The following is a 20,476-nucleotide window of genomic DNA, read 5'->3' on the forward strand; positions in this document are numbered from 1 at the left end:
CTATCCAATGACTGGAACTACAACGGCACAAATGATCAGGACGAAGACTGGGATGGCGACGGCGTCACCAATCTCCAGGACTCCCACCCAAACTCGAACACGCTCTGGTGTGACTGGAACGGCAACGGCGTGAACGATGACAGCGAAGGCGGCACGGCTGACAACGACGGTGACACTCACGCCGACAACTCCGACTCACATCCTTTTAACAACAGCCTCTGGGAGGACTGGAACAGCAACGGTGTCAATGACAGCCAGGAGCAGAACAACGCCGACGGCGATCCCGTGCCCGACTTCCAGGACTCTCACCCGAATGACTTCAATCTCTGGGAGGACTGGAATGGCAACGGCATCAATGACAGCCAGGAAGCGCCCCCAGATTTTGACCTCGATGATGATGGCTACAACGATACCAACGACTCCGATCCAGACAACAACACCCTTTGGAACGACTGGAACCGCAACGGCATTAACGACGATCAGGAGCCGCCGCCGATGGACAGCGATGGCGACGGCTACCCCGACGCCAGCGATTCTGATCCCAGCCTTTCCAGCCTCTGGGAAGACTGGAACCGCAACGGGTACAACGACAGCACGGAAGACCAGTTCCTCGACAACGATGGCGACGGCACCGCCAACGCTCACGACACGCATCCGAACGACAGCGCGCTCTGGAATGATCACAACGGCAACAACATCAACGACCAGGACGAGATCATCGTCACCGACCGTGATGGGGACGGCTACAATGATAATCTCGACACCCACCCGGATGACAACACCCTCTGGAACGACCACGATGGCAGCGGCGTCAACGACGAGCTGGAGGCTCCATTGGACAGCGATGGGGACGGCATCTCGGATCAAGACGATGAGTTCCCCGACGACCGCGACAATGACGGGCTCACGGACATCGAGGAAATCACCGCTGGAACTCTTTTCGACAACCCCGATAGCGATGGCGACGGCCTGCGCGACGGCGAGGAAACCTACGCTGGCACGAACCCACTGCATGTGGACACTGACGGCGATGGCCTGACGGATTTCGAGGAGGTGCGCGGCTCTTTCACGGACCCTTTGGTCTTCACTGAAACCGTGGCCGCTGAGGCGGACAACAGCGGGTCAGACCAGGGCGGACAGGGTTCTCCCTCAGGCCCGCCGCAAGATCCTGCCGACCCTGAAATCGAGTTGGAGGAGTCGCTCAATGGAGCCGTCAATTCGGGTTATTTCATTCCTGACGGGGCTACCACGGCCTTTCCCAGCAAGAGCATCAATGCCGGTGATCTGGTCAAGACCTACACGGTTCGTAACCGGGGCGGCCTTCCGCTCACCAACCTGACGGTCGCTTTGAACGGAACGCACAAAGCTAATTACATCCTCACCGGTCTGGGGACCAACACTCTGGCCGCAGGAGAAAGCACGATTTTCACGGTGACTTTCACCGCCCCTGCCGCCTATGTGGGCTCCAGCCGGGTCGCCGCCGTGCTTTTGACGAGCAATGATGCGGATGAATCCAGCTTCGACATCCAGTTGAAGAGTGTTTCCGGCTTCTGGTATCAAAACAATGGCTGCCTGCATTTTTTCGCCAATTTGCACGATGAAGATATGGACGGGTTGCCCGATTTGGTGGAGGCCCTGTATGCATCTCCAGCATGGAGCGAGGCCACTGCAAAGACATTCTTGACTGCTGATGGGGATCTCGATGGTGATGGCATCAGCAACTACCAGGAATACCTGTCAGGCACGAATCTCCGAGGGACAGTGAACAGCGACTTTGATCAGGACGGTCTGACTAACACGGTCGAGGACAACTGGGCGAAGGTATATCCCACATTCATCAGCAAGTTCCGCCCAGGAGACGCCTATGAAGATCCCGATGAGGACGGCCTGCTGACCATTGAAGAGCTCGATAAGCTGTGGGGTCCAGAAAAAGAAGCAGGGGCTGTAGCCACCCACCCCTTTAACATGGCCTCTGGGCCGAACAGCTCCACAGGAAGCACATACAATGTGACCACCCGCGCCCATCCCTTGAGTTCTGCTGCGGCGTACGAGTGGGCCAGACGCGAGAGCACCTATAAAGCCTGGATGACGGACGCGCTTCTGCGGCAGGCGGTTCGTGACCAAATCGGCTCTGGCGCGATGACGGCGACGGCATTCTTTGTCAGCAAATACAAATACCAAGTAGCACCGACTTCGACTGGCGAGGTGTGTGGCTACGATCACTTGCCAGCGGGTTATTTGCAGTGGCTGCGGTCTGAAGGCGTGGTTTTTGCCACAGACACAGATGCTGCTACGGGTGTGCTGCCCTCTCCCTCGGCCACGCAGGCGGCAGTCATCGCTCAGCTCCAGGCACAGTACATGGTCGATGGACCAGATCGGGATCACGATCTTTTTGCCTGACGACTGGGAGATCTTCCATGGACTGAGTTGGCGGCAGGCCTTCCCGGCAGACATTCCAGCAGCCCAGGCACAATTGGATCAGAAAGTGGCGGGACCGCCGGACCCTCACGGTATCAAAAGCATTTATGCTGCGGTCGGCTACATGGAATACGCTGGCCCGAACGGCATCATCAACGAATACCCGCTATCACCGCCTCCAGAGCCGACCGTCGCCGCCAATCCCACGCCCACCCAGGTAGCCGAGTATCACACAATAAACGCCACATTGCTGAGGTGGACCACCCTCAACGGCATGGACCCTGATCATGATGGCCTGAGCAACCACCGGGAGATGGCGGAGGGAAAGAACCCCACCGTGCCCGACTACGCCCCCACGGGAGACCGCGACACGGACGCAGATGGCTTTTCAGATGCCGCAGAGTATCTGGCAGGCACCAACTCCCAGGACAAAAATTCAACCCCTGCAATGAAAATCAGCCTCAGCGGCGGCGGGCAGGGTACGCCTGCGCATAATCGCAGCGGCAGCGACCTCGTGCTCAAGTCTGTGTATGACGGCCCCTCCAGACAAAACCTCGTTAAGGGCGCGCCACTGCCGGGGGTCACAGTCAAGATCAGCGCCCCAGACAACTTCACCCTCGTGGCTAAATCAGTCGGCTCGAATGAACCCGACTGGCAGCCCAAGACCTTCCAGATCACCACCGGGGCGGACGGGCAGGCCAGTGTGGCTGTCAAAGTGCCGCACAAGACAGGGAACTTCACCATCAGCGCCGCCGGAGTGTTCAGGACCGCCATCACCTCCTCTGCCACGCTGACCGTCACGGGCCTCGCGGGAGATACCGACAACGACGGTATGCCAGATGCCTGGGAGGATGCGGCCAATCTGCATGGCCCCGCCAGTCTGCAAATGCTCTACAAATCTATACCCCATGATGCAAAACCCAGCCCCCTGCACTTCGGCTACCACCGTGACACCCCCTTGAGCCGTCTGCCCGAAAACGCCAGACGCGTGCTGGAGGGGCTGCGTAGCTTGGATGGCTTTTTGATCGACTACCCCACCACCGCCTCGATCACCGCCTTCACTCCGTTGGTAGTTCCAACCACCGAAGCGGCCATCGTCACCGCTAGAAACAAAATCCTCGCCTTCACCGACCCCGACCATGACGGCTGGAGCAGCCTGGAGGAATATCAGCGTCTGAGTGGCAGTCTGCCGGGTGATAAAAGTGGTCCCAGGTATCCCGACAACCCTTACACCGCCGGGCGGGACTTGGACGCTGACGGCTTTACCAATGGCGCGGAGAACCTCTTGGAGACGGACCCCAGAGATCCCCTAAGTCACCCCACCTTCGAGCTAGAAATAGCTGGTGGAGATGAGCAGGTGGTGCCCGGTAACAAGCTCTTCCCCGCACCTCTCGTCGTCCGGGCTATGTGCGAAGGCTGGCCGGTGGCAGGAGCTGAGGTGGAGTTCGCCACAGAAACTAGCGGCCTTCTATTCCGTGTCGCCGAGCATCCCTCTTCTCAGACAATGGCCGCACCGCTTAAGCTGCGCACAGGCGCGGACGGCTGCGCCCGCGTCGTTGCCCTGGCACCAGGCGGGACGCAAGATTTCAACGCCAGCATCACATGCGGCGCGGTCCATCAGCAGGCCACTTTGACCAGCTTCTTAGCCAGGATCCTCGCTACAGGCACACCTGTCGTTAATTTTTACACAATGAAACATCTCAAGGGCAGTCCGCAGACAGGCTATGCAGGCAGGCTTTTGCATGATCGTCTAGCCGTGCAGATCTCACACAGCATCCAAACACTTTCCGGGGTCATTCCGTTGCCAGCCGCAGGCTTGCCCGTCACCTTTGCCTGCCCCACAGGTGGCAGCGTCCTGGATTCAAGTGGAAAGGCGGTACCGCTGCCCTACACCCTGAACACGGACCACACAGGCACCGCTGCTGTGCGCCTGCTGGCACCTGCCACAGCAGGGGCACACATCATCACCGCCACCTTCCAGGCGGAGCAGACAAACCTGAACACCAGTTTCCAGATAATCTCCGTGGCCGCTCCTGGCACTGGCACTGGCACTGGCGAGGCCAATCCTCCTTTTGTAATCGCTTGGCAGGCACCGTATCATAGTGCCCATGTGAATGGGTCCTTTACCGGCAAGCATCACTATCACTTCGTCAATTATAAGATAAGCACGATGGAGACCAACCCCACTCCTGTAAGCTTCTTGAAGCCGCCTGATAACGAACAAACCCATTACCAACTGGAAGGCTTGCGGCTTGATGGCACCGGCAAATACTCTTACTGCAGTTATGACCCGGAGTTTGCCATGCTCCCAGACGTGTCGTCCGGGGCGCTGAGCTGGCAGCAGAAGGTCAGCGATTCCGCAGCTCCCCATGCTGGAAATCTAGCCTCCTACGGGAGTGTCCCCAGCTTCAGTACACAGGACAAAGATCTGGTGGTCGGCGGCTTTCTTGAACTAGCCTCAGGAATGTACCAGAAAACGGAGGAACAAGATCCCAACAACCCACCGAAGACGGTTACCTATACGCAAACGCATGAAACCATCCGCAAAGCTCGCTTGGTCGCCCTGGCACCCGGCACCCAACAGCGGGTGTCCCTCCCTCAGGGTGTGACTATGTCCTTTTTGCCTGTGGCCATCACTCATGAAACCAACACCTCCCCACCTCAATCTTGGACCGAAGTCCTGGGACAAGGCACCATCACCGTCACCATCCCTCCGGGAGCCAGTGATTCGGGCTTCGATATAATCACCGCCCACATGCTCGCAGACTGTCCCCTCCCTGCCGCAGAAAACCGCAGTGTCAGCATTCGCCTCCTCCCGATGGAGTTAGCGCCTGAAAAACTCACTTCAAATGGTGACTTTGACGAGGGTGACACTGGAGGAACAGCAGCACAAGAAACCGGAGCCATCGCGGATAACCGCAATCATACACTCATCGCTGAGCGTGCTAGTGTTGATGGTCGTGTAAGTGCTGGAGACGTTGTCACGGATGATCTTCACCAGGGATGGTTCGGCCTTCGCCCAGGAGTCATGCCGGACGACTTCTTCAACGGTGCCACCGTGACCATTACGAAGAAGAACAAAACCGATCCTGACACTGGCAAACGAGAGCCAGGGCAGGTGCGGTTCTTCGCCACATGGGGAACCAATCAGGAACTCATGATCCAGCCTGATGATCCCTTCATGGATGGTGATCTCGCCAACAACCCAGCCCCAAGAAATCTGGTGGGGAAAGTGTATGGCATCAACAAGACAGTGCCGTCAGGAGCCACGTTCTGGATTGAAGGTATAGCCCCTGGGAAAATCACCCTTGAATATCGTATTCAGAAAGGCAGCACGGATATCAAGCACGAACAGACCTTTGAAGTCCGCACCGAATGGACCAAGGCTCAGTGGCTAGCGGTGGTTCGTGATGAAATCTACCTCGACAGCTTCACGAGCAGCAGCGGTGCGGGCAAGAATGGGTTCAACAACACCGGCATCGACATGAATCAATATGTCGTCGCCAACGACTTCCTGCTCAACCGACCCTATATCTATTCGGTTTACGAGTATTACGCCAAGCTGCACGATAAAGAGCGCGACAAGTTCCTCTGGGCTGGTCTGGCCAAGCTGGCTGGGGCGCCGATTTATGCAGGAATGAGTGATGCTCAATATGGGAAGGAGGGAGCAGCGATACCGCGTGGTGTTGGCATAATCGCTGCAAATGCTCTGCAAAGCATCCAAGACCTTCTCATTGATGCCAACATCAACATCTACAATGACCTTGCTTACCAGTTCGTTGCTTTCAGGACTGGAGGAATTAAGTCGATGAAATATCTCAAAGATCAGGGAACCATAGATGGCCCAGTTTACGATGCTTGGAAGCAGCTTGATGAGGACGGCGATGTATCATCCGCTAACCAGACATTGCTGCAACGTGAGCAACGGGACATTCTGCGAATCACATACCTAAACTTGGACGCGATGCTTGATGGTTGGGTAAGCTGGTTGTTTTCGATTATGACGAATAATCCGATACCGGGAGGCCCATCTTTCCAGACGGTAATACCCAACGGAAACATCGCGATTTACAACGACCGCTGGGCGTGGATTACAGACGCACAGCAAGGCATGTGGCCTCTTTGGGTAAGCAAGCCCAACACTCAACGTCAGGGTCTCGCCAATCAAAACCTCAGAAGCAACGCGGCAGGCTTCTCGTTCTGGTTGAATCTACTTCCGCTACGATGAACGCTTTCAACTGGCTCAAACACTTCGCTGTCTGGATATTGGCATTTGCAATGGTGCCAATAGTCGCAAGAGCGCAGACTTATTTAAATTTGGCAGACGGTCATTATCTAGAATCCGTTCTGGCAACCGGCCTAAAATACAAAGAGAGCAGCCGTGGAGACAAGCGAAGACACTTTTCGCTGGAGCCTCAGAATCTTGCTATTGCCCTACCCGGTGGAGCAACAATCCGGTCCAAAATCGACATTGGTTCCATGACTTCCCAGAACGGGAAATTGTTGTTCATCGAGATCACCGGGGGAGTACTGCCAGATGATGAAGCTTATCAAGTAGCACTCACCGTTCATAAGGCTTTCAGCATCCCTGTAGATCGTCTCAACGAGTGGAGGGACGCCATCAAAGGTAAGGGTCGAGATGCCCCTACGTTCTCAAACGCGCAGAACGGCAACTATCCCAACGTCTTCATTGAGATCCTTAGCAGTATGAACACGAAGTATCCTTGGATGATACACATGAGCTTCAGTTGGAATGTTGATGACGATGACAAGCGCGATGAATCATGGGGCAAGAGCAATAATCCAAAGCCGCCCTCCGGATTAATGCTGGTGTCATTGGACTCACCAACCGGGAAAATCTATGAGCTAAAGGATGCCTACGCACACTTGATCAAAGAGCAGGAGGAGCTTGATCGCCGCCTTGGTCAGGTTCGCGGTGCAGACGGCCAACTTATCAACCCGCCAACCCCATCGAAGCCAACTGATGCAAAGCTCCGCCCACCGTCAAGCGAGGAACCGACCACATCAACACCGTGGAGCATCATCGTTGTGTTGATCGTGGCGGCAACTGGCCTGCTGTTGTTGCTGGTGAAGAACCGCAAGTGATGCAGCCTGCAACGTGCATCGAGCCAACACCAGCGCTTCGCAAAGCTCGCGGCTCCGCCCATTGCCCACCACCGAAGTGCTCCGCCCGCTCCCGCCCCCTGCCGCAACGAACAGTGCGGCTTTCCGTAACGCCGCAGGTTGACTCGTTCGCTGCGCTCATCTCGCCCTTCAGGCTGCTCGTCCCTCGCAGTCTATCTCGGCTCGTTCCTCGCCTCCGATTCGCACCCGTTGAACCAACCGCCGTTCAGTGTGGCTCGCGCAACTCGCCAGCTCCGCACCCTGGACGGTAACCACGACACAATGCGGAGTAGTGTGCAGTAGGCCGCCACCCGCTCAAAGCAGCGGGACCTGCGGCCTACGGTGCGCTCGCAAAGCCTCGCCACACTACAGCGCATTGTGTGTAGTGACCTCCCTCCTGGTATCAGGCTGCTCTGTTCGTGCCTTACAGTGCAGCGGCGAGGCTCAGGCCGCATGACAGCCAGGCAGGCGAGATCCCAAATGCACGGGCTGCCGCTGAAGGGCGGGGCGTGAGAGGGAATGATGAAATCTGAATGACGAATGGCGAATCCTGAGGGAACCGTGGGCATGATGAAGAATGACCCGATCCACGCCGGTGCCGACTCTGGAGATTTCGTCATTCGTCCTTCGTCATTCGGATTTTCTCCTGACTGGGCGCGTCTCTATCCTGACGCCGACTACCGCCTGAGCATGGGCTTACGACCTGGTGATGCTGCACGTTTTTGGAGCACATGGGATGTATCGGGTCGTTTGATCCAGGAGCGTCAGCGGTGGCTCAGCGAGTCGCCTGAGTGCTATGAGGCTTGTCTTCCCGAGGGCGCTGAAGCGCGTGATGAGGCTCGGGCCTGGATGCGCGGATTCTCCGCCCAGCCTGAGCCGGACTGGGTGGTCATGTCTGCGGGGGTGGAGGCGGAGCCCATCGCGCTCGCTGGTGAGGTGGTGTTTCCCTCGGTGTGGTCTTTGCCGGAGAAGCTGGGCCTGCCGATGAGTGCGGTCCATGCCCCGGTGCCTGGCTTGCAAACGCAGATCGGCGGTGGCATCCACACCTTCCTTTCACGGCTGGATGTCGGTGCCGCCTGGGAGCGGGAGAACTGGGGGCTGGCGGCAGATGACGAGCTGAACCATCACCCCTCACGTGCTTTGCCCAAGCTGACTGCGGCGGCGCGGCCTGAAGGGACGTGGATCCGCCTGGAGCATCAATACCTCACCCGGCTCTCTGTGAGCCGCTGCATCCTCTTCGGCATCCGCGTGATTTGCCACCGGCTGGATGAGGTGGCCGCGCTGCCCGGCATGAGTGCCCGCATCGCCCGTGCTTTGAAGACGATGCCTGAGCCCGTGGCGCGCTACAAAGGCATCCTGGTGGCGCGTGATTCCCTGGTGGCTGCGCTGACATAAAAAGAGGGCGGACTCGCGTCCGCCCTCTCGAAGGTTCTTTGATGCTTGCCTGGATCAGATCTCTTCACCCACGGCGTAGCGCACGAAGCGGCGGACGACGAGGTTTTCACCGAGTTCGGCGATCTTGCTCTTCACAAAGTCGGCGATGGTGATGTCGGGATTCTTGATGAAGGCCTGCTCATAGAGGCACTGCTCGGAGAAGATCTTGTCGATCTTGCCCTGAACGATCTTCTCGGCGATGGCCTCGGGCTTGCCCTTGACCTGGTCGAGCGCGATTTCACGCTCGGTGGCGAGGAGTGATTCCGGGATCTCTTCACGACCGAGGAACCTGGGGTTCGCGGCGGCGATGTGGAGGGAGATGTCGCGGACGAAGGCCTGGAAGATTTCATTGCGGGCGACGAAGTCGGTCTCGCAGTTCACTTCGATGAGCACGCCGATGCGGCCTGCCATGTGGATGTAGGAGGCGATGATGCCTTCCTTCGTCTGACGGTCAGCTTTCTTCTCGGCCTTGATGGTGCCTTTTTTGCGGAGGATGACTTCGGCCTTTTCCAGGTCGCCATCGGCTTCCTTGAGTGCGGCTTTGCATTCCATCATGGCTGCGTTGGTCTTTTCACGCAGGGCCATGACTGTTTTAGCGGTGATTTCTGCCATAGGTCTATGAATGGGGGAAAGGGTTACTTCTTCAGCTCAGTAGTGGCGGTGATGACGGGGTCGATCAGCTTCTGCAGAATGATGCGGATGGAGCGGATGGCGTCGTCATTCGCGGCGATCGGGTAGTCGATCTTGTCCGGGTCGGCGTTCGTGTCCACGAGGGCCACGATCGGGATCTTCAGACGGCGGGACTCATGCACGGCGATGTGCTCGCGGGCGGCATCGACGATGATGACGGCGTCGGGGAATTTCTCCATGCCACGGACACCACGCAGGTTGCGCTCAAGCTTGATGCGCTCGCGGTTCAGGGAGGCGAGTTCCTTCTTGGACATCGCTTTGAACTCGGGCTTCTTCTCGATTTCTTCGAGGTAGGCGAGACGGGCGACGCTCTTGCGGATGGTTTCGAGGTTCGTGAGGGTGCCACCGAGCCAGCGGTGATTCACGTAGAACTGGCCGCAGGCTTCAGCCGCTTCGCGGATGGCTTCTTGAGCCTGGCGTTTGCAGCCGACGAAGAGCATGCGCTTGCCTTTGCTGGCAAGTTCCGCCAGGAATTTGGCGGCGACATCGATCTGCTTGACGGTCTCCTCGATGTTGAGGATGTGGATCTGATTGCGGGTATCGAGGATGAAGGGCTTCATCTTCGGATTCCAGCGTTTGGTCTGGTGACCGAAGTGGACACCAGCTTCGACGAGTTCGGCGAGGATTTGGGACATGTAGTTAGTTGAGGTGCTTGTCTTCCGCACGCGTCGCTCAGCGAGACGGGCGCTCAAGGCAGTGAGCCTTGATCCGGGAGACCGGCGGGTGGATGGTTTGCTGAAAACTCCCTCCCAGCCATAGGGCCGGGCGGAAGGGCGCGCATGGTAGGGGCGAAGCGCCCTGCGGCAAGTGGTTTTTCCGGCACATTCCGACTGGTTTGGCCGGGGGTGCCGCCGCTCTTCCTACGCCTCCGGATTGATGAACATGTACCCTGCGCTGCGCACGGTGCGGATGTAGCGGGGCTGGTGGGCGTCGTCGCCGAGCTTCTTGCGCAGGGCGGCGACGTGGACATCGACGCTGCGGTCGAAGACCTCGTACTGCCGGTCACGCAGGTTTTCGATGAGGGCCTCGCGGGACTTGATGCGGCCTCGGGACTTCATGAGCGCGGTGAGGATGTCGAACTCTACGGGAGTGAGCACGAGCACTTGGTCGTTCTGTGTGGCGACTCGGGCATCGAGATTCAGCCGCACGGTGCCGACGACGAGTTCTTTGATGGGTGCCTCCGCGGGCGCGGAGGTCTGGGCGATGGTGGAGCGGCGTGTGACGGCGCGCAGGCGGGCGAGCAACTCGCGGGTGGAGAAGGTCTTCGGCAGATAATCATCGGCTCCGATCTCCAGGCCGACGATGCGGTCCGCCTCCTCGCCACGTGCAGTGAGCATGAGGATGGGCACCGCCGACTTCGCGCGGATGCGCTTCAGCACCTCGAAGCCGTCGCAACCCGGCAGCATGAGATCGAGGATGATGGCATGCCAGGGCGCGGCGAGGGCGCGCTCGGCTCCCTCCGGGCCGGTGTGGATGAGCTCCACGGCGTAGCCCAGCGGCGTGAGGTAGTCGCGGATCAGCCCGGCGAGCTTGCGGTCGTCATCGATGACGAGGACATGAGTGAGGCCGTCTTGAAAGGAGGCGGGTTCGGGAGGCATGAGCTGGAGTCTAGCGGGGTAGGGGAGCTGATGGGGATTAGATTTACACAGACTTAACAAAAAAGGACCGCTTTGCACACACGGCATTTACAGGCCGCCGCTTGGATGCGGGTGTCACAGATGGAACTGGGCTTATCCTCCTTTAGTAGGATTGCCCAGATGTGAGACTGCTTTAGTCATTTGGCAGCCTTTCCAGGCTTCCTCCACCCCGTATCCCTCAGCATCCCCGCACGATGAACCTCAACGGCCCGACCTCAAACACGCTCGATTTATTTTGTCGGGCGCACTGGCGGCCTCTGCATGCAGCCGCCTGCCAGCGGGGCTGTGCGCCGGTCGATGCAGAGGATGTGGTGCAGGATGTCTTCCTCTCGCTGGCTCGCCGTGGATTGATCGAGTCTCTGGTAAATCGGCCCGTCGAGGCGCAGGCTTCCTACCTTTTCCTCCGGCTGCGTCATGTGATCATCAATCGTTGGCGCGATGCTCGCCGCCAGTGTCGAGGTGCTCTGGAAATGGCGGTGTCGCTGGAGGATGAAAATGTTCCCGAACTGCCCACCCACATCACGCCTGCTACTGAGGCAGATCGTCCCTGGCTGGCGCAGTGCCTCAGCGACGCGCTTGATCGGCTGCGTCTGCAAACTCGGGCTTCTTTGTGGAATGAGATCGGCCCCTGCCTGCTGGATGCGGAGCGTGAAAATGCACGTTCCGGGGCGCAACGCGTGGCTCTGCATCGCGCTCGCCAGAAGCTCCGAGTGCTGGTGCGTGAGGAAATGAATGGCTCCTTCAAAGACTGGAACGTGGTAAAGTCGCCTTGATTCGACTTGTGATTGCGGGCGGGCGCTCCACCTTTTTCGAAAGCGCATTATCTAGCCATGCCCCCCGCCTTTTCCATCCGCACCGCCGCCCGTCAGTGTGAAGTCGCTTGGTTCTCCGCCCTCTGTTCCGACGATTACGAGTTCCTCGGCGTGCCCGATGGCTCCCTGCGCTCCAGCTACGAGCACTGCGGCGACATCGTAAAAAAGGCAGATGCCCTCGGCTACCAAAACATCCTCCTGCCCAGTGGCTGGATCGCCGGGCAGGACGCGCTGGCCTTTGCCGCCGCTATGGCTCCGCAGACCCGGCAGATCAATCAACTCATCGCCCTGCGCATGGGTGAGGTCTGGCCACCGATGCTCGCACGGGCACTGGCGACGGTGGATCACATCGCCAAAGGCCGTCTGTGCATCAACATCATCTCCTCCGACATGCCCGGAACGAAGGAGAGCAACGAAGTCCGCTACGCCCGTGCCAGCGAGATCATCCAGATCCTCCAAGGCCTGTGGCGCACCGACGGCCCCTTTGAATGGAAGGGTGAGTTTTATCAGATCTCCCTGCCCAACACCGAACCCGCCAAGCCCTATCAACAAAACGGCGGCCCGCTCATGTATTTCGGCGGCATCTCCCCAGCCGCCCAGGACCTCTGCGCGAAGCACTGCGATGTCTTCCTCATGTGGCCCGAGACTGAGGACCGCATCGTCGAGACCATGCGCGTCATGTCAGAGAAAGCCGCCGCCTATGGCCGCCAAATCGACTTCGGTTTCCGCGCTCACGTGATCGTCCGCGAAACCGAAGCCGAAGCCCGCGCTGCCGCCGACCGCCTCATTTCCAAGCTCGATGCCGCCAAAGGTGCCGAGATCAAAGCACGCTCGCAGGACAGCCAGAGCGCGGGTGTGATGCGTCAGGACGAACTCCGCGCCCAGAGCAAGGATCTCTACATCGAGGATCATCTCTGGAGTGGCATCGGTCTCGCGAGAAGCGGCTGTGCCAGCGCCATCGTCGGTGATCCTGATCAGGTGCTCGCTAAACTGAACCGCTACATGGACATGGGCATGAGAGCCTTTGTCCTCAGCGGCTACCCGCACCTCGACGAGTGCGATCTCTTCGCCAAACATGTTTTGCCCAAGCTTCCCACCTGCCGCTTGAACGAACTCCAAGGTCGCCGCGTTCCCGACCCCGTCACTCCTCTCACTACCGCACCTCGCCGCTGATATGTCTTCCCCCGTTCGCTTCGCCCTCGCCGGATTCGGTGCCTGGGGCAAATTTCACGCCCAATCCATCGCTGGAAATCCGGACGCTAAGCTCGTCGCCATCACCGCGCCTTCGGAGGCTTCGCGTGAAGAAGCCCGCATGCTCTATCCTGATGCGCACATCTTCGCCGACAGCCTCGAAATGATCGAGCAGGCCGAGTTCGACATCATCGACATCGCCACACCAAGTCACACGCATCGAGAGATCGCCTTGGCAGCGATGGCAAAGGGCAAGCATGTGCTGCTGGAGAAGCCGATGGCCATCACGCTCGACGATTGCAAGGCCATCGTCGCCGGGGCGCGTCAGTATGGTGTGCATCTGGCGGTGGGGCATGAGCTGCGTCTTTCCAGCCAGTGGGGCCGCATCAAGGAGATCATCGACACAGGCACCATCGGCGATCCTCAATACGTGCTCGTCGAGCTTTCGCGGAAACCTTACCGACTTGGTGCATCAGGCTGGCGCTATGATCAGAGTCGCGTCGGCTCCTGGGTGCTGGAGGAGCCCATCCACTTCTTTGATCTCGCACGCTGGTATCTCGAAAGCAGCGGTGATCCGGTGGAGCTTCATGCGTATGCGAACTCGCGTGATCCGCAGCGCCCAACCTTGTTTGATAACTTCAGCGCCATGTTCAAATACCCGAACGGCAGCTACGCGGTCGTTTCCCAAACGCTCGCAGCCTTTGAGCATCATCAAACAGTCAAAGTCAGCGGCACCAAGGGCGCACTCTGGGCCGCCTGGAGTGGAGCGCTGGATCGCACGTTGGAGCCGGAATACTTCCTCAAGGTCTTTGATGGCGAGAATCTCGAAACCGTGAAGCTCGAAAAGCACAGCGGCGAGGTCTTCGAGCTGCGCGAGGAGATCGCCCAATGCGTGGAGATGGTCCGCACCGGCAAGAAGCCTGCCGCCACCGGCCTCGATGGACTCTGGAGTGCGGGCCTGTGCCTCGTGGCCGAAGAGTCCATCCGACTGAACAAGCCACTGCCCGTGGGCGAGATGCTGAGGTTCTGAGAAAAATGCGCCGTGATGTCCTGAACAGCACGGCTCGTTCGTCGTTGCTGTGAATGAATGCTGAAACGCCGCGTGCCAGTTTGAGTTTCCTTCGTCATTCCCCACCATGCCCATCATCGAGTTCACGGACAATCTCACGCGCCAGACCAAGGCTCCTCGCTCCAGTGTCGAGGGCGCGACGGTTCGCGAGTGCCTCCAGGCCGTGTTTGCCCAGTATCCCACGCTGCGTGGCTACGTGCTCGATGATCAGCAGGCGGTGCGGCAGCACGTCGTCGTGTTTGTTGATGGCACGGCCATCCGTGACCGGCGGATGCAATCCGATGTTGTCAGGCCCAAATCGGAAATCTTTGTCATGCAGGCCCTTTCAGGCGGATAAAACATACCTTTCATCATGAGCACCAAACTCTATCTCGGAACCCGCAAAGGATTGGTCGAAGCCGTCCGCAGTTCCAAAGGCTGGGAGATCAGCCGCATGTCCTTCCTCGGTGTGCAGGTGCCCATGCTGCTGCCAGATGCACGCGATGGCACGCTCTACGCGGCGGTCGAGCACGGGCACTTCGGCACGAAGTTTCACGCCTCTACCGACGGTGGCGCGAACTGGGAGGAACGCACCAGTCCCGCCTACCCACCAAAGCCAGAGGGCGCGCCGGACATCATCAACTTCGTCAACCAACAGCCCGTGCCCTGGGATCTAAAGAAGATCTGGGCGCTGGAGGCAGGTGCCACGGATGGCGAGCTGTGGTGTGGCACGATTCCCGGCGGCTTGTTTCACTCCAAAGATCACGGGGCTTCATGGCGGCTGGTGGAGAGTCTTTGGAATGATCCTGGCCGAGCCAAATGGATGGGCGGCGGTGCTGAGTGGCCAGGCATCCACACGATCCTCGTCGATCCACGGGATCGACGCCGCGCGCTGCTCGCCGTGAGTTGCGGCGGTGTGTGGGAATCCCGAGACAATGGCGAAACCTGGCAAAACATCGGCGAAGGCATCCGCGCCGACTACTGCCCGCCGGAGGAAGCCTACGACCCCGGCGGCCAGGACGCCCATCGCATCGCCTGGAGCACCGCCAACCCCGACACGATCTGGATGCAGCATCACAACGGCATCTTCCACAGCACCGATGGCGGCCAGAAGTGGCGCGAGGTCGCGAACGCCGCACCTTCCACCTTTGGCTTCGCCGTGGCCGTACATCCGCATGATCCGCAGACTGCGTGGTTCGTGCCCGGCATCAAAGACGAATTCCGCGTTGCCTGTGATGGCGCGTTGTGTGTCATGCGCACGCGAAACGGCGGCGTAACCTGGGAGCAACTCCGTACCGGTCTCCCGCAGCAGCACGCCTATCATCTCGTCTATCGTCATTGCCTCGACGTGAGCGGCGATGGACGCACTCTTGCTTTTGGCTCAACCACTGGCAGCGTTTGGATCAGCGAGGACAGCGGCGACACCTGGGGCCGTCTCAGCGCGGATTTGCCGCCGGTTTATTGCGTGCGGTTTGGAACATGAAATCTTTGCCTGATTGTCGTCGCGCATCGCTTAAATCAATCGAACATGTCTTAGCTATGTTCTTGATCAGCCCCTTTCAGGCGGCCACCACCTTGAGTTTCAAGGTGGTGGAGGCGAGGGGAATCGAACCCCTGTCCGAATGGCCATAAGCCGAGGCTTCTACATGCTTATCAGATGATTTGATCTCGATGAGGGACTTCCGTCTGCAGAATTCCTTTCACCCAGCGTCCTGTTTGATCTCGCTTTCGATCCGGTCGCCCGATCAGCCAGCCAGTCCGGTGGTGTCATCAGGGAGGCTACCAGACTTTGCCTCCGTGATGTCGCGGGGCTTAGGCCGCGAGAGCTAGCTCAGAAGAGTTTGCTGTTGTTTGTTTGATTCGATTTTTTACGAGGCCAACGAATCATCCTCGGCATGCCACCCCGACCGCAGACTACCCGTCGAAACCAGGACGCCCCCAGTCAGTGTTGACGAACCATGTGTAAGGCCGGGCGGGGGTGGGGTCAAGGCATGGTTCGGTTCCCATGCTGTTTTAACTGATGCTGATGACTGCTTTTACCACGCCGGTGCATGGTTTCACATACTCGGGCATTTGGGAGGGTAGTTCGTCCAAGCTACAGCGGTGAGTGATCCAGGGACGGGTGTCGATCTGGCCGCTGGCGATTAGGCTGAGGATGCGAGGGAAGTCGGAGGCGACGGCGTTTCGGCTGGCTAGAAGGGTGAGTTCTCGGCGATGGAAGAGAGGATCGTCGAGCAATACAGGCTCTTTGGTGATTCCGACGTAGATGATGCGGCCGGTGAAGCGTGCTAGTTTCAGCGCACGGGCCATGGAGCCAGGATGTCCTGTGGCGTCGAAGATGACCTGTGCGCAGGGTTCGTCGGGCAGGCATTCGACGACGCGGATGCCCGGATAGTACTTTTGTACAAAGGCACGACGAGCTTCATTCAACTCAAGCACGGTGATAGGTGCTCCTGTCAGGCGGGCAAACTCGAGGACGGTCAGCCCAATGGGTCCTGCGCCTATGATGAGCACATCATCGTCCGAACGAATGGTGGCTCGATTGACGGCGTGGCAGCCAATGGCGAGGGTTTCGACAAGGGCGAGTTGATCAAAGTTGAGCGCATTAGCTGGGTGCAGCTTGTGTGCAGGGAGGAGCATGCGCTCGCGCATGGCGCCATCCGTATGCACGCCGAGCACGCGGAGAGACTCGCAGCAGTTCGTTTTGCCCTGCTGGCAGGAATGGCAGGTGCCGCAGTTCAGGTAGGGCTCGACGGAGCAGCGGTCGCCTGGCTTTATATGGGTGACGCTATCGCCGACTGCGAGGACTTCGACACCGAGTTCATGACCCAAAATGCGTGGGTATTCGATAAAGGGCATTTTGCCCAGGTAGCCACTGATGTCCGTACCGCAGATGCCTATGGAATGGATGGCGACGAGCGCCTCGTTTGGACCAGGGGCCGAAGCCTCAGGCAGCCCGATCAACTCGAAACGCTCAGGTTGAGTTAGGCAGAGAGCTTTCATGGTGGTCAGATCACACTGCGCCGAACCGGCGATGCCGCTTGGCATAGGAGGCGATGGCATTGACGAGATCAGGTTTGCCAAAATCCGGCCATAGCGTCTCGGTGATGTAGAACTCGGTATAGCTAAGCTGCCAGAGAAGGAAATTCGAGAGCCGCATCTCTCCACTGGTGCGGATGAGGAGGTCGGGGTCGGGGTAGTAGCGGGTGTAGAGGTGTTTAGAGAAGACCTCGGTATCGATCATGCCTTTGTCGAGATGACCGCGCTCGATGCTCTCCAGCAGGCTCTTCACGCCATCGACGATCTCCTCCCTTCCGCCGTAACTGAGCGCGAGGATCAAGGTCAGGCCGGTGTTCTGAGAGGTCTGCTCGATGCTGCGATGAAGCTGCTGCTGACAGGACTGGGGAAGATCATGAAGGCGGCCAATGGCCTGGAGGCGGACGTTTTGCTCGATCATTTCGGGCGTTTTCGTTCGCAGAAAAGCCTCCAACAGTTTCATCAGTGCCTCGACTTCGCGCTTCGGGCGCTTCCAGTTTTCCGAGGAAAAGGCATACAAGGTAAGGAACTCGACACCCAGTTCACCACAGGCTTCGGTGACTCGCCGGACCGTGTCCGCACCATTTCGATGTCCTTCCGTTCTAGGCAGGCCGCGTTCTTTCGCCCATCGGCCATTGCCATCCATGATGATGGCGATGTGTCGGGGGATGTTTTTCAGGTCGTCGTTCACAGCGGGAGGCATGAGAGCCGCGAGAGTAGCCTCTGAGCGTTCTCAGGCAAGGCAGGACATTCCTCCTGGGTAAGCTTGAAGTCTGGTTTCAGGTCGAGCAGTAGCCTCATCCAACCTCGACGTTCGGTCATGAAGAATGAGCTTGCTGGGTAATCGATCTGATTTGGACTGTGGGAGGATGTCGTGAATTTTGAGAATGAGGGGATCAAGAAGTCTTCGACACAAACTTATCAGGGTGCCGTTGGATCTCAAAATTGAGAAGCGTGGATTCATGAGCGCCCTCTTATATCAAAGATGGTTTTTATGGAAAAGATAATAATGGGCGTGGTTGATGGGTCATAAATCACTGATAACCAAATAACTAAGTGGTTTATAAACGTCCGTTATGTGAGCTTCGATGATTACGAAAAACCGCAAAAGACTCTCAAATTACAGAAAATATACAAAATTATTATTTATAATTTGCAGTGAGTCTGAATATTGCTAAAAATACCATAGCAAACGAAACCACTGCCATGAAAAACATCGCCACCGCCCTCCGCTTCACGATCATCACTGCTCTTCTGATCGTCGCTTCTGTCGCCAGCGCCCAGACCGCACAGCAGGTCGCCGCCATGCGCCAGCAACAGTGGGCCGCCTACCAGCAGCAGGTGGCAGTGTATCAGCAGCAGATGGCCGTTTACCAGCAGCAGGTGGCAGCCTACAAGGCTCAGCAGGTCGCTGTGGCCCGCCCAGTGGCTCCTGCCGCTGCTCCCCGCGCCGTCAGTGGCAACGGCCTCATCCGCTTTGATGGAAACCAAGTTGCCTGCTCGGCCAGCCTGCCTACCCAGGTCCAGTATCTGATCAACGCTGCAAACCTTCTCCAGAACAGCCCTTATGTTCGTGGCGCGGGACACGGCCGCGTCGAAGACCGCGCTTATGATTGCTCCAGCTCGACTTCCTACACTCTGATCAAGGCTGGCCTTCTCAAGGCTCCTCTCACTTCGATCGGTTTTGCGAACTTCGGCCAGGCTGGCGAAGGCCGCTTCATCACCATCTGGGTGAAGCCTGGTGAACATGTTTTCATGACCATCTGCGGTCTTCGCTTGGACACCTCTGGTGGCAAGGTGGGCGAAGGTCCACGCTGGCGCACCAAGGGCCGCAGCTACGCTGGTTTCAGCCCTCGTCATCCTTTTGGCATGTAATTCGCAAAAATGCGACTCAGGGTGACGTTTCGCCGCTCTTTTGATAATCAGAATAAAGAATCAAGCCTCTCAAATCCGCCAACCTCTCAGCTTCGCAACTCTCCGCCTCTCAATCCTATGAAAATCGAAACCTTCTCCACCGCCATGAGAACCGCTACTCTAGCCACCTCCACCGTCTCCAAAGTCGAAACCAATCTGGGCTGGGCAGCGATGTCTTCCTTTCCTGAGGTGGTGAGTGCGCAGGAAGTGAGCCTCGGCTGGGACGCGATGCCTGCCTTTGGTAAAGCTGATATTGCCTCCGGCGATGCAGAGTTGGTGGCTAATTTCGTGCGCACGTCCCGCCTTGCCGACGCAGAGCCCAGCGCTCTGGCGAGCTTCTGGAGCCACATGAGCCTCCTTTACCTGAAAGCGTAATCAGGAGATGTGGAAGAAAGGACGAACCAGCAAATTGTAGCGCTGCCGGATTTGGAATCGAATGATCACCTCCCCATGTAATGGCGATGATCATAGTATGGCAGCTTTTCGAGTGCATAGCGGAGCATCATGCGGGGCATGTTCTTTGCGTCTAAAAAGCCGCGCAGCACGGACTCATTACGTTTACCTGTCTCTCGCGGCATCCAGCCGCATGCTTTGTGCATGAGGCCATGCGGTTGCTGGAGAAAGCGCGCGCACAAACGCAGGGTGTCTTCAAACTCACCCTTTCTGATGAATGCCTGAGTGGCCAGGATGGAGATGCGTTGTTCCCACAGGCTCTTTGAGTCAGCGAGTTTGTCTAAAATTGAGCGATCATGGGTCAGCAGCCAGTTGCCTAGCACTTGCGGCGCGCTGCTATCCACGAGATACCAGTTGTTGATCCAGGCTGTGTTGGCCAGATAGGAAGTCGCGATGAGCGCCTGAGCAGGCTCGTCCTTTCGAGATTTCTCAAAACATCTCACCAGAATCAGAAGTGCCAGCAGACGCTCCTCATGCCAGGGCGAATGCAGCAGGGTGATCACTTCCGCGTCACTCAGGAAATCCGTGTCTGGCAGGATGGCGCGGACCTGGGGCACTTTCAGCCCGAGGAACGGATCTCCCTCACCCTATTACCCCGGCCCGCTTTTGAAAAAACGTTGGCTGAGAAGCGCTTGTTCAGGGCTGAAGAGGGCGTGAAGCTGCTGGCTGAGGCGGGCGAGAGTCATCTTTTTCGGTAGGAGCTCGAGGTTGCGCTTGGC

General features: G+C 58.2%; 15 protein-coding genes, 1 other RNA gene and 3 pseudogenes. 12 read left to right on the forward strand and 7 right to left on the reverse strand.

The window, feature by feature from the left end; all coding sequences use genetic code 11:
- From AC6FTP_RS06120 to AC6FTP_RS06140, 5 genes and pseudogenes are all read left to right on the forward strand, one after another.
- A pseudogene (locus AC6FTP_RS06120) lies at window positions 1-2,400 on the forward strand (hypothetical protein); the annotation flags it as partial.
- Between the two features lie 331 nt (window positions 2,401-2,731).
- Window positions 2,732-2,845: pseudogene (locus AC6FTP_RS06125) on the forward strand (hypothetical protein); the annotation flags it as partial.
- Window positions 2,846-2,944: 99 nt separating this feature from the next.
- Window positions 2,945-6,646 (forward strand): hypothetical protein, encoded by a 3,702-nt coding sequence (locus AC6FTP_RS06130; protein WP_497206061.1) that lies wholly within the window; start codon window positions 2,945-2,947, stop codon window positions 6,644-6,646.
- Complete coding sequence (locus AC6FTP_RS06135) at window positions 6,643-7,524, forward strand: hypothetical protein (RefSeq protein ID WP_497206021.1); 882 nt, start codon at window positions 6,643-6,645, stop codon at window positions 7,522-7,524. The genes AC6FTP_RS06130 and AC6FTP_RS06135 overlap by 4 nt, the downstream gene beginning before the upstream one ends.
- A gap of 558 nt (window positions 7,525-8,082) precedes the next feature.
- On the forward strand, window positions 8,083-8,937 hold the full coding sequence (locus AC6FTP_RS06140) for a heme-dependent oxidative N-demethylase subunit alpha family protein (protein ID WP_497206022.1): 855 nt from the start codon (window positions 8,083-8,085) through the stop codon (window positions 8,935-8,937).
- 54 nt (window positions 8,938-8,991) lie between these two features.
- Here the strand turns inward: AC6FTP_RS06140 and tsf are convergent, their stop codons facing one another.
- From tsf to AC6FTP_RS06155, 3 genes are all read right to left on the reverse strand, one after another.
- Window positions 8,992-9,588 carry a translation elongation factor Ts gene (gene tsf / locus AC6FTP_RS06145; RefSeq protein ID WP_497206023.1) on the reverse strand — a complete coding sequence of 199 codons (597 nt, stop codon included), beginning with the start codon at window positions 9,586-9,588 and terminating at the stop codon, window positions 8,992-8,994.
- A 23-nt stretch (window positions 9,589-9,611) separates the two neighbouring features.
- Window positions 9,612-10,301 carry a 30S ribosomal protein S2 gene (rpsB, locus tag AC6FTP_RS06150; RefSeq protein WP_497206024.1) on the reverse strand — a complete coding sequence of 230 codons (690 nt, stop codon included), beginning with the start codon at window positions 10,299-10,301 and terminating at the stop codon, window positions 9,612-9,614.
- Window positions 10,302-10,526: 225 nt separating this feature from the next.
- Complete coding sequence (locus AC6FTP_RS06155) at window positions 10,527-11,264, reverse strand: winged helix-turn-helix domain-containing protein (RefSeq protein ID WP_497206025.1); 738 nt, start codon at window positions 11,262-11,264, stop codon at window positions 10,527-10,529.
- 233 nt (window positions 11,265-11,497) lie between these two features.
- On the opposite strand from AC6FTP_RS06155, the gene AC6FTP_RS06160 reads away from it, so the two are divergent.
- The 5 genes from AC6FTP_RS06160 to AC6FTP_RS06180 all read left to right on the forward strand — a co-directional run bounded on the left by AC6FTP_RS06160 (window position 11,498) and on the right by AC6FTP_RS06180 (window position 15,837).
- Window positions 11,498-12,076, forward strand: a complete 579-nt coding sequence (locus AC6FTP_RS06160) for an RNA polymerase sigma factor (protein WP_497206026.1) — start codon at window positions 11,498-11,500, stop codon at window positions 12,074-12,076.
- 57 nt (window positions 12,077-12,133) lie between these two features.
- Window positions 12,134-13,288, forward strand: coding sequence for an LLM class flavin-dependent oxidoreductase (locus AC6FTP_RS06165; protein ID WP_497206027.1), 1,155 nt, complete (start codon window positions 12,134-12,136; stop codon window positions 13,286-13,288).
- A gap of 1 nt (window position 13,289) precedes the next feature.
- Window positions 13,290-14,336 (forward strand): Gfo/Idh/MocA family protein, encoded by a 1,047-nt coding sequence (locus AC6FTP_RS06170; protein ID WP_497206028.1) that lies wholly within the window; start codon window positions 13,290-13,292, stop codon window positions 14,334-14,336.
- Window positions 14,337-14,442: 106 nt separating this feature from the next.
- Window positions 14,443-14,712: a MoaD/ThiS family protein gene (locus tag AC6FTP_RS06175; RefSeq protein WP_497206029.1), complete on the forward strand. Its 270-nt coding sequence runs from the start codon at window positions 14,443-14,445 to the stop codon at window positions 14,710-14,712.
- 15 nt (window positions 14,713-14,727) lie between these two features.
- Complete coding sequence (locus AC6FTP_RS06180; RefSeq protein ID WP_497206030.1) at window positions 14,728-15,837, forward strand: WD40/YVTN/BNR-like repeat-containing protein; 1,110 nt, start codon at window positions 14,728-14,730, stop codon at window positions 15,835-15,837.
- A 105-nt stretch (window positions 15,838-15,942) separates the two neighbouring features.
- Here the strand turns inward: AC6FTP_RS06180 and ssrA are convergent.
- The 3 genes from ssrA to uppS form a co-directional block, all read right to left on the reverse strand.
- Window positions 15,943-16,294: a transfer-messenger RNA gene (gene ssrA, locus AC6FTP_RS06185) on the reverse strand.
- Between the two features lie 73 nt (window positions 16,295-16,367).
- Window positions 16,368-17,357: a zinc-binding alcohol dehydrogenase family protein gene (locus tag AC6FTP_RS06190; protein WP_497206031.1), complete on the reverse strand. Its 990-nt coding sequence runs from the start codon at window positions 17,355-17,357 to the stop codon at window positions 16,368-16,370.
- A gap of 10 nt (window positions 17,358-17,367) precedes the next feature.
- Window positions 17,368-18,093 carry an undecaprenyl pyrophosphate synthase gene (gene uppS, locus AC6FTP_RS06195; protein ID WP_497206032.1) on the reverse strand — a complete coding sequence of 242 codons (726 nt, stop codon included), beginning with the start codon at window positions 18,091-18,093 and terminating at the stop codon, window positions 17,368-17,370.
- 503 nt (window positions 18,094-18,596) lie between these two features.
- Here uppS and AC6FTP_RS06200 point away from each other — a divergent pair.
- The gene (locus tag AC6FTP_RS06200) at window positions 18,597-19,265 is read left to right on the forward strand and encodes a hypothetical protein (protein ID WP_497206033.1); all 669 of its coding nucleotides are present in this window, start codon (window positions 18,597-18,599) and stop codon (window positions 19,263-19,265) included.
- Window positions 19,266-19,382: 117 nt separating this feature from the next.
- Complete coding sequence (locus AC6FTP_RS06205; RefSeq protein WP_497206034.1) at window positions 19,383-19,679, forward strand: hypothetical protein; 297 nt, start codon at window positions 19,383-19,385, stop codon at window positions 19,677-19,679.
- A 65-nt stretch (window positions 19,680-19,744) separates the two neighbouring features.
- Here AC6FTP_RS06205 and AC6FTP_RS06210 read toward each other — a convergent pair.
- Window positions 19,745-20,329: pseudogene (locus tag AC6FTP_RS06210) on the reverse strand (DNA alkylation repair protein); the annotation flags it as partial.
- Window positions 20,330-20,476 lie beyond the last annotated feature (147 nt).

This window comes from Prosthecobacter sp., from assembly GCF_044378005.1.
Taxonomy (GTDB): domain Bacteria; phylum Verrucomicrobiota; class Verrucomicrobiia; order Verrucomicrobiales; family Verrucomicrobiaceae; genus Prosthecobacter.

What these genes read in the sequence shown, in the direction of transcription:
- tsf (WP_497206023.1), bottom strand. Translation starts at nt 9,588, where the DNA reads ATGGCAGAAATCACCGCTAAAACAGTCATGGCCCTGCGTGAAAAGACC.
- AC6FTP_RS06135 (WP_497206021.1), top strand. Translation starts at nt 6,643, where the DNA reads ATGAACGCTTTCAACTGGCTCAAACACTTCGCTGTCTGGATATTGGCA.
- uppS (WP_497206032.1), bottom strand. Translation starts at nt 18,093, where the DNA reads ATGCCTCCCGCTGTGAACGACGACCTGAAAAACATCCCCCGACACATC.
- AC6FTP_RS06190 (WP_497206031.1), bottom strand. Translation starts at nt 17,357, where the DNA reads ATGAAAGCTCTCTGCCTAACTCAACCTGAGCGTTTCGAGTTGATCGGG.
- AC6FTP_RS06205 (WP_497206034.1), top strand. Translation starts at nt 19,383, where the DNA reads ATGAAAATCGAAACCTTCTCCACCGCCATGAGAACCGCTACTCTAGCC.
- AC6FTP_RS06170 (WP_497206028.1), top strand. Translation starts at nt 13,290, where the DNA reads ATGTCTTCCCCCGTTCGCTTCGCCCTCGCCGGATTCGGTGCCTGGGGC.
- AC6FTP_RS06165 (WP_497206027.1), top strand. Translation starts at nt 12,134, where the DNA reads ATGCCCCCCGCCTTTTCCATCCGCACCGCCGCCCGTCAGTGTGAAGTC.
- AC6FTP_RS06155 (WP_497206025.1), bottom strand. Translation starts at nt 11,264, where the DNA reads ATGCCTCCCGAACCCGCCTCCTTTCAAGACGGCCTCACTCATGTCCTC.
- AC6FTP_RS06140 (WP_497206022.1), top strand. Translation starts at nt 8,083, where the DNA reads ATGGCGAATCCTGAGGGAACCGTGGGCATGATGAAGAATGACCCGATC.
- rpsB (WP_497206024.1), bottom strand. Translation starts at nt 10,301, where the DNA reads ATGTCCCAAATCCTCGCCGAACTCGTCGAAGCTGGTGTCCACTTCGGT.
- AC6FTP_RS06200 (WP_497206033.1), top strand. Translation starts at nt 18,597, where the DNA reads ATGAAAAACATCGCCACCGCCCTCCGCTTCACGATCATCACTGCTCTT.
- AC6FTP_RS06160 (WP_497206026.1), top strand. Translation starts at nt 11,498, where the DNA reads ATGAACCTCAACGGCCCGACCTCAAACACGCTCGATTTATTTTGTCGG.
- AC6FTP_RS06175 (WP_497206029.1), top strand. Translation starts at nt 14,443, where the DNA reads ATGCCCATCATCGAGTTCACGGACAATCTCACGCGCCAGACCAAGGCT.
- AC6FTP_RS06180 (WP_497206030.1), top strand. Translation starts at nt 14,728, where the DNA reads ATGAGCACCAAACTCTATCTCGGAACCCGCAAAGGATTGGTCGAAGCC.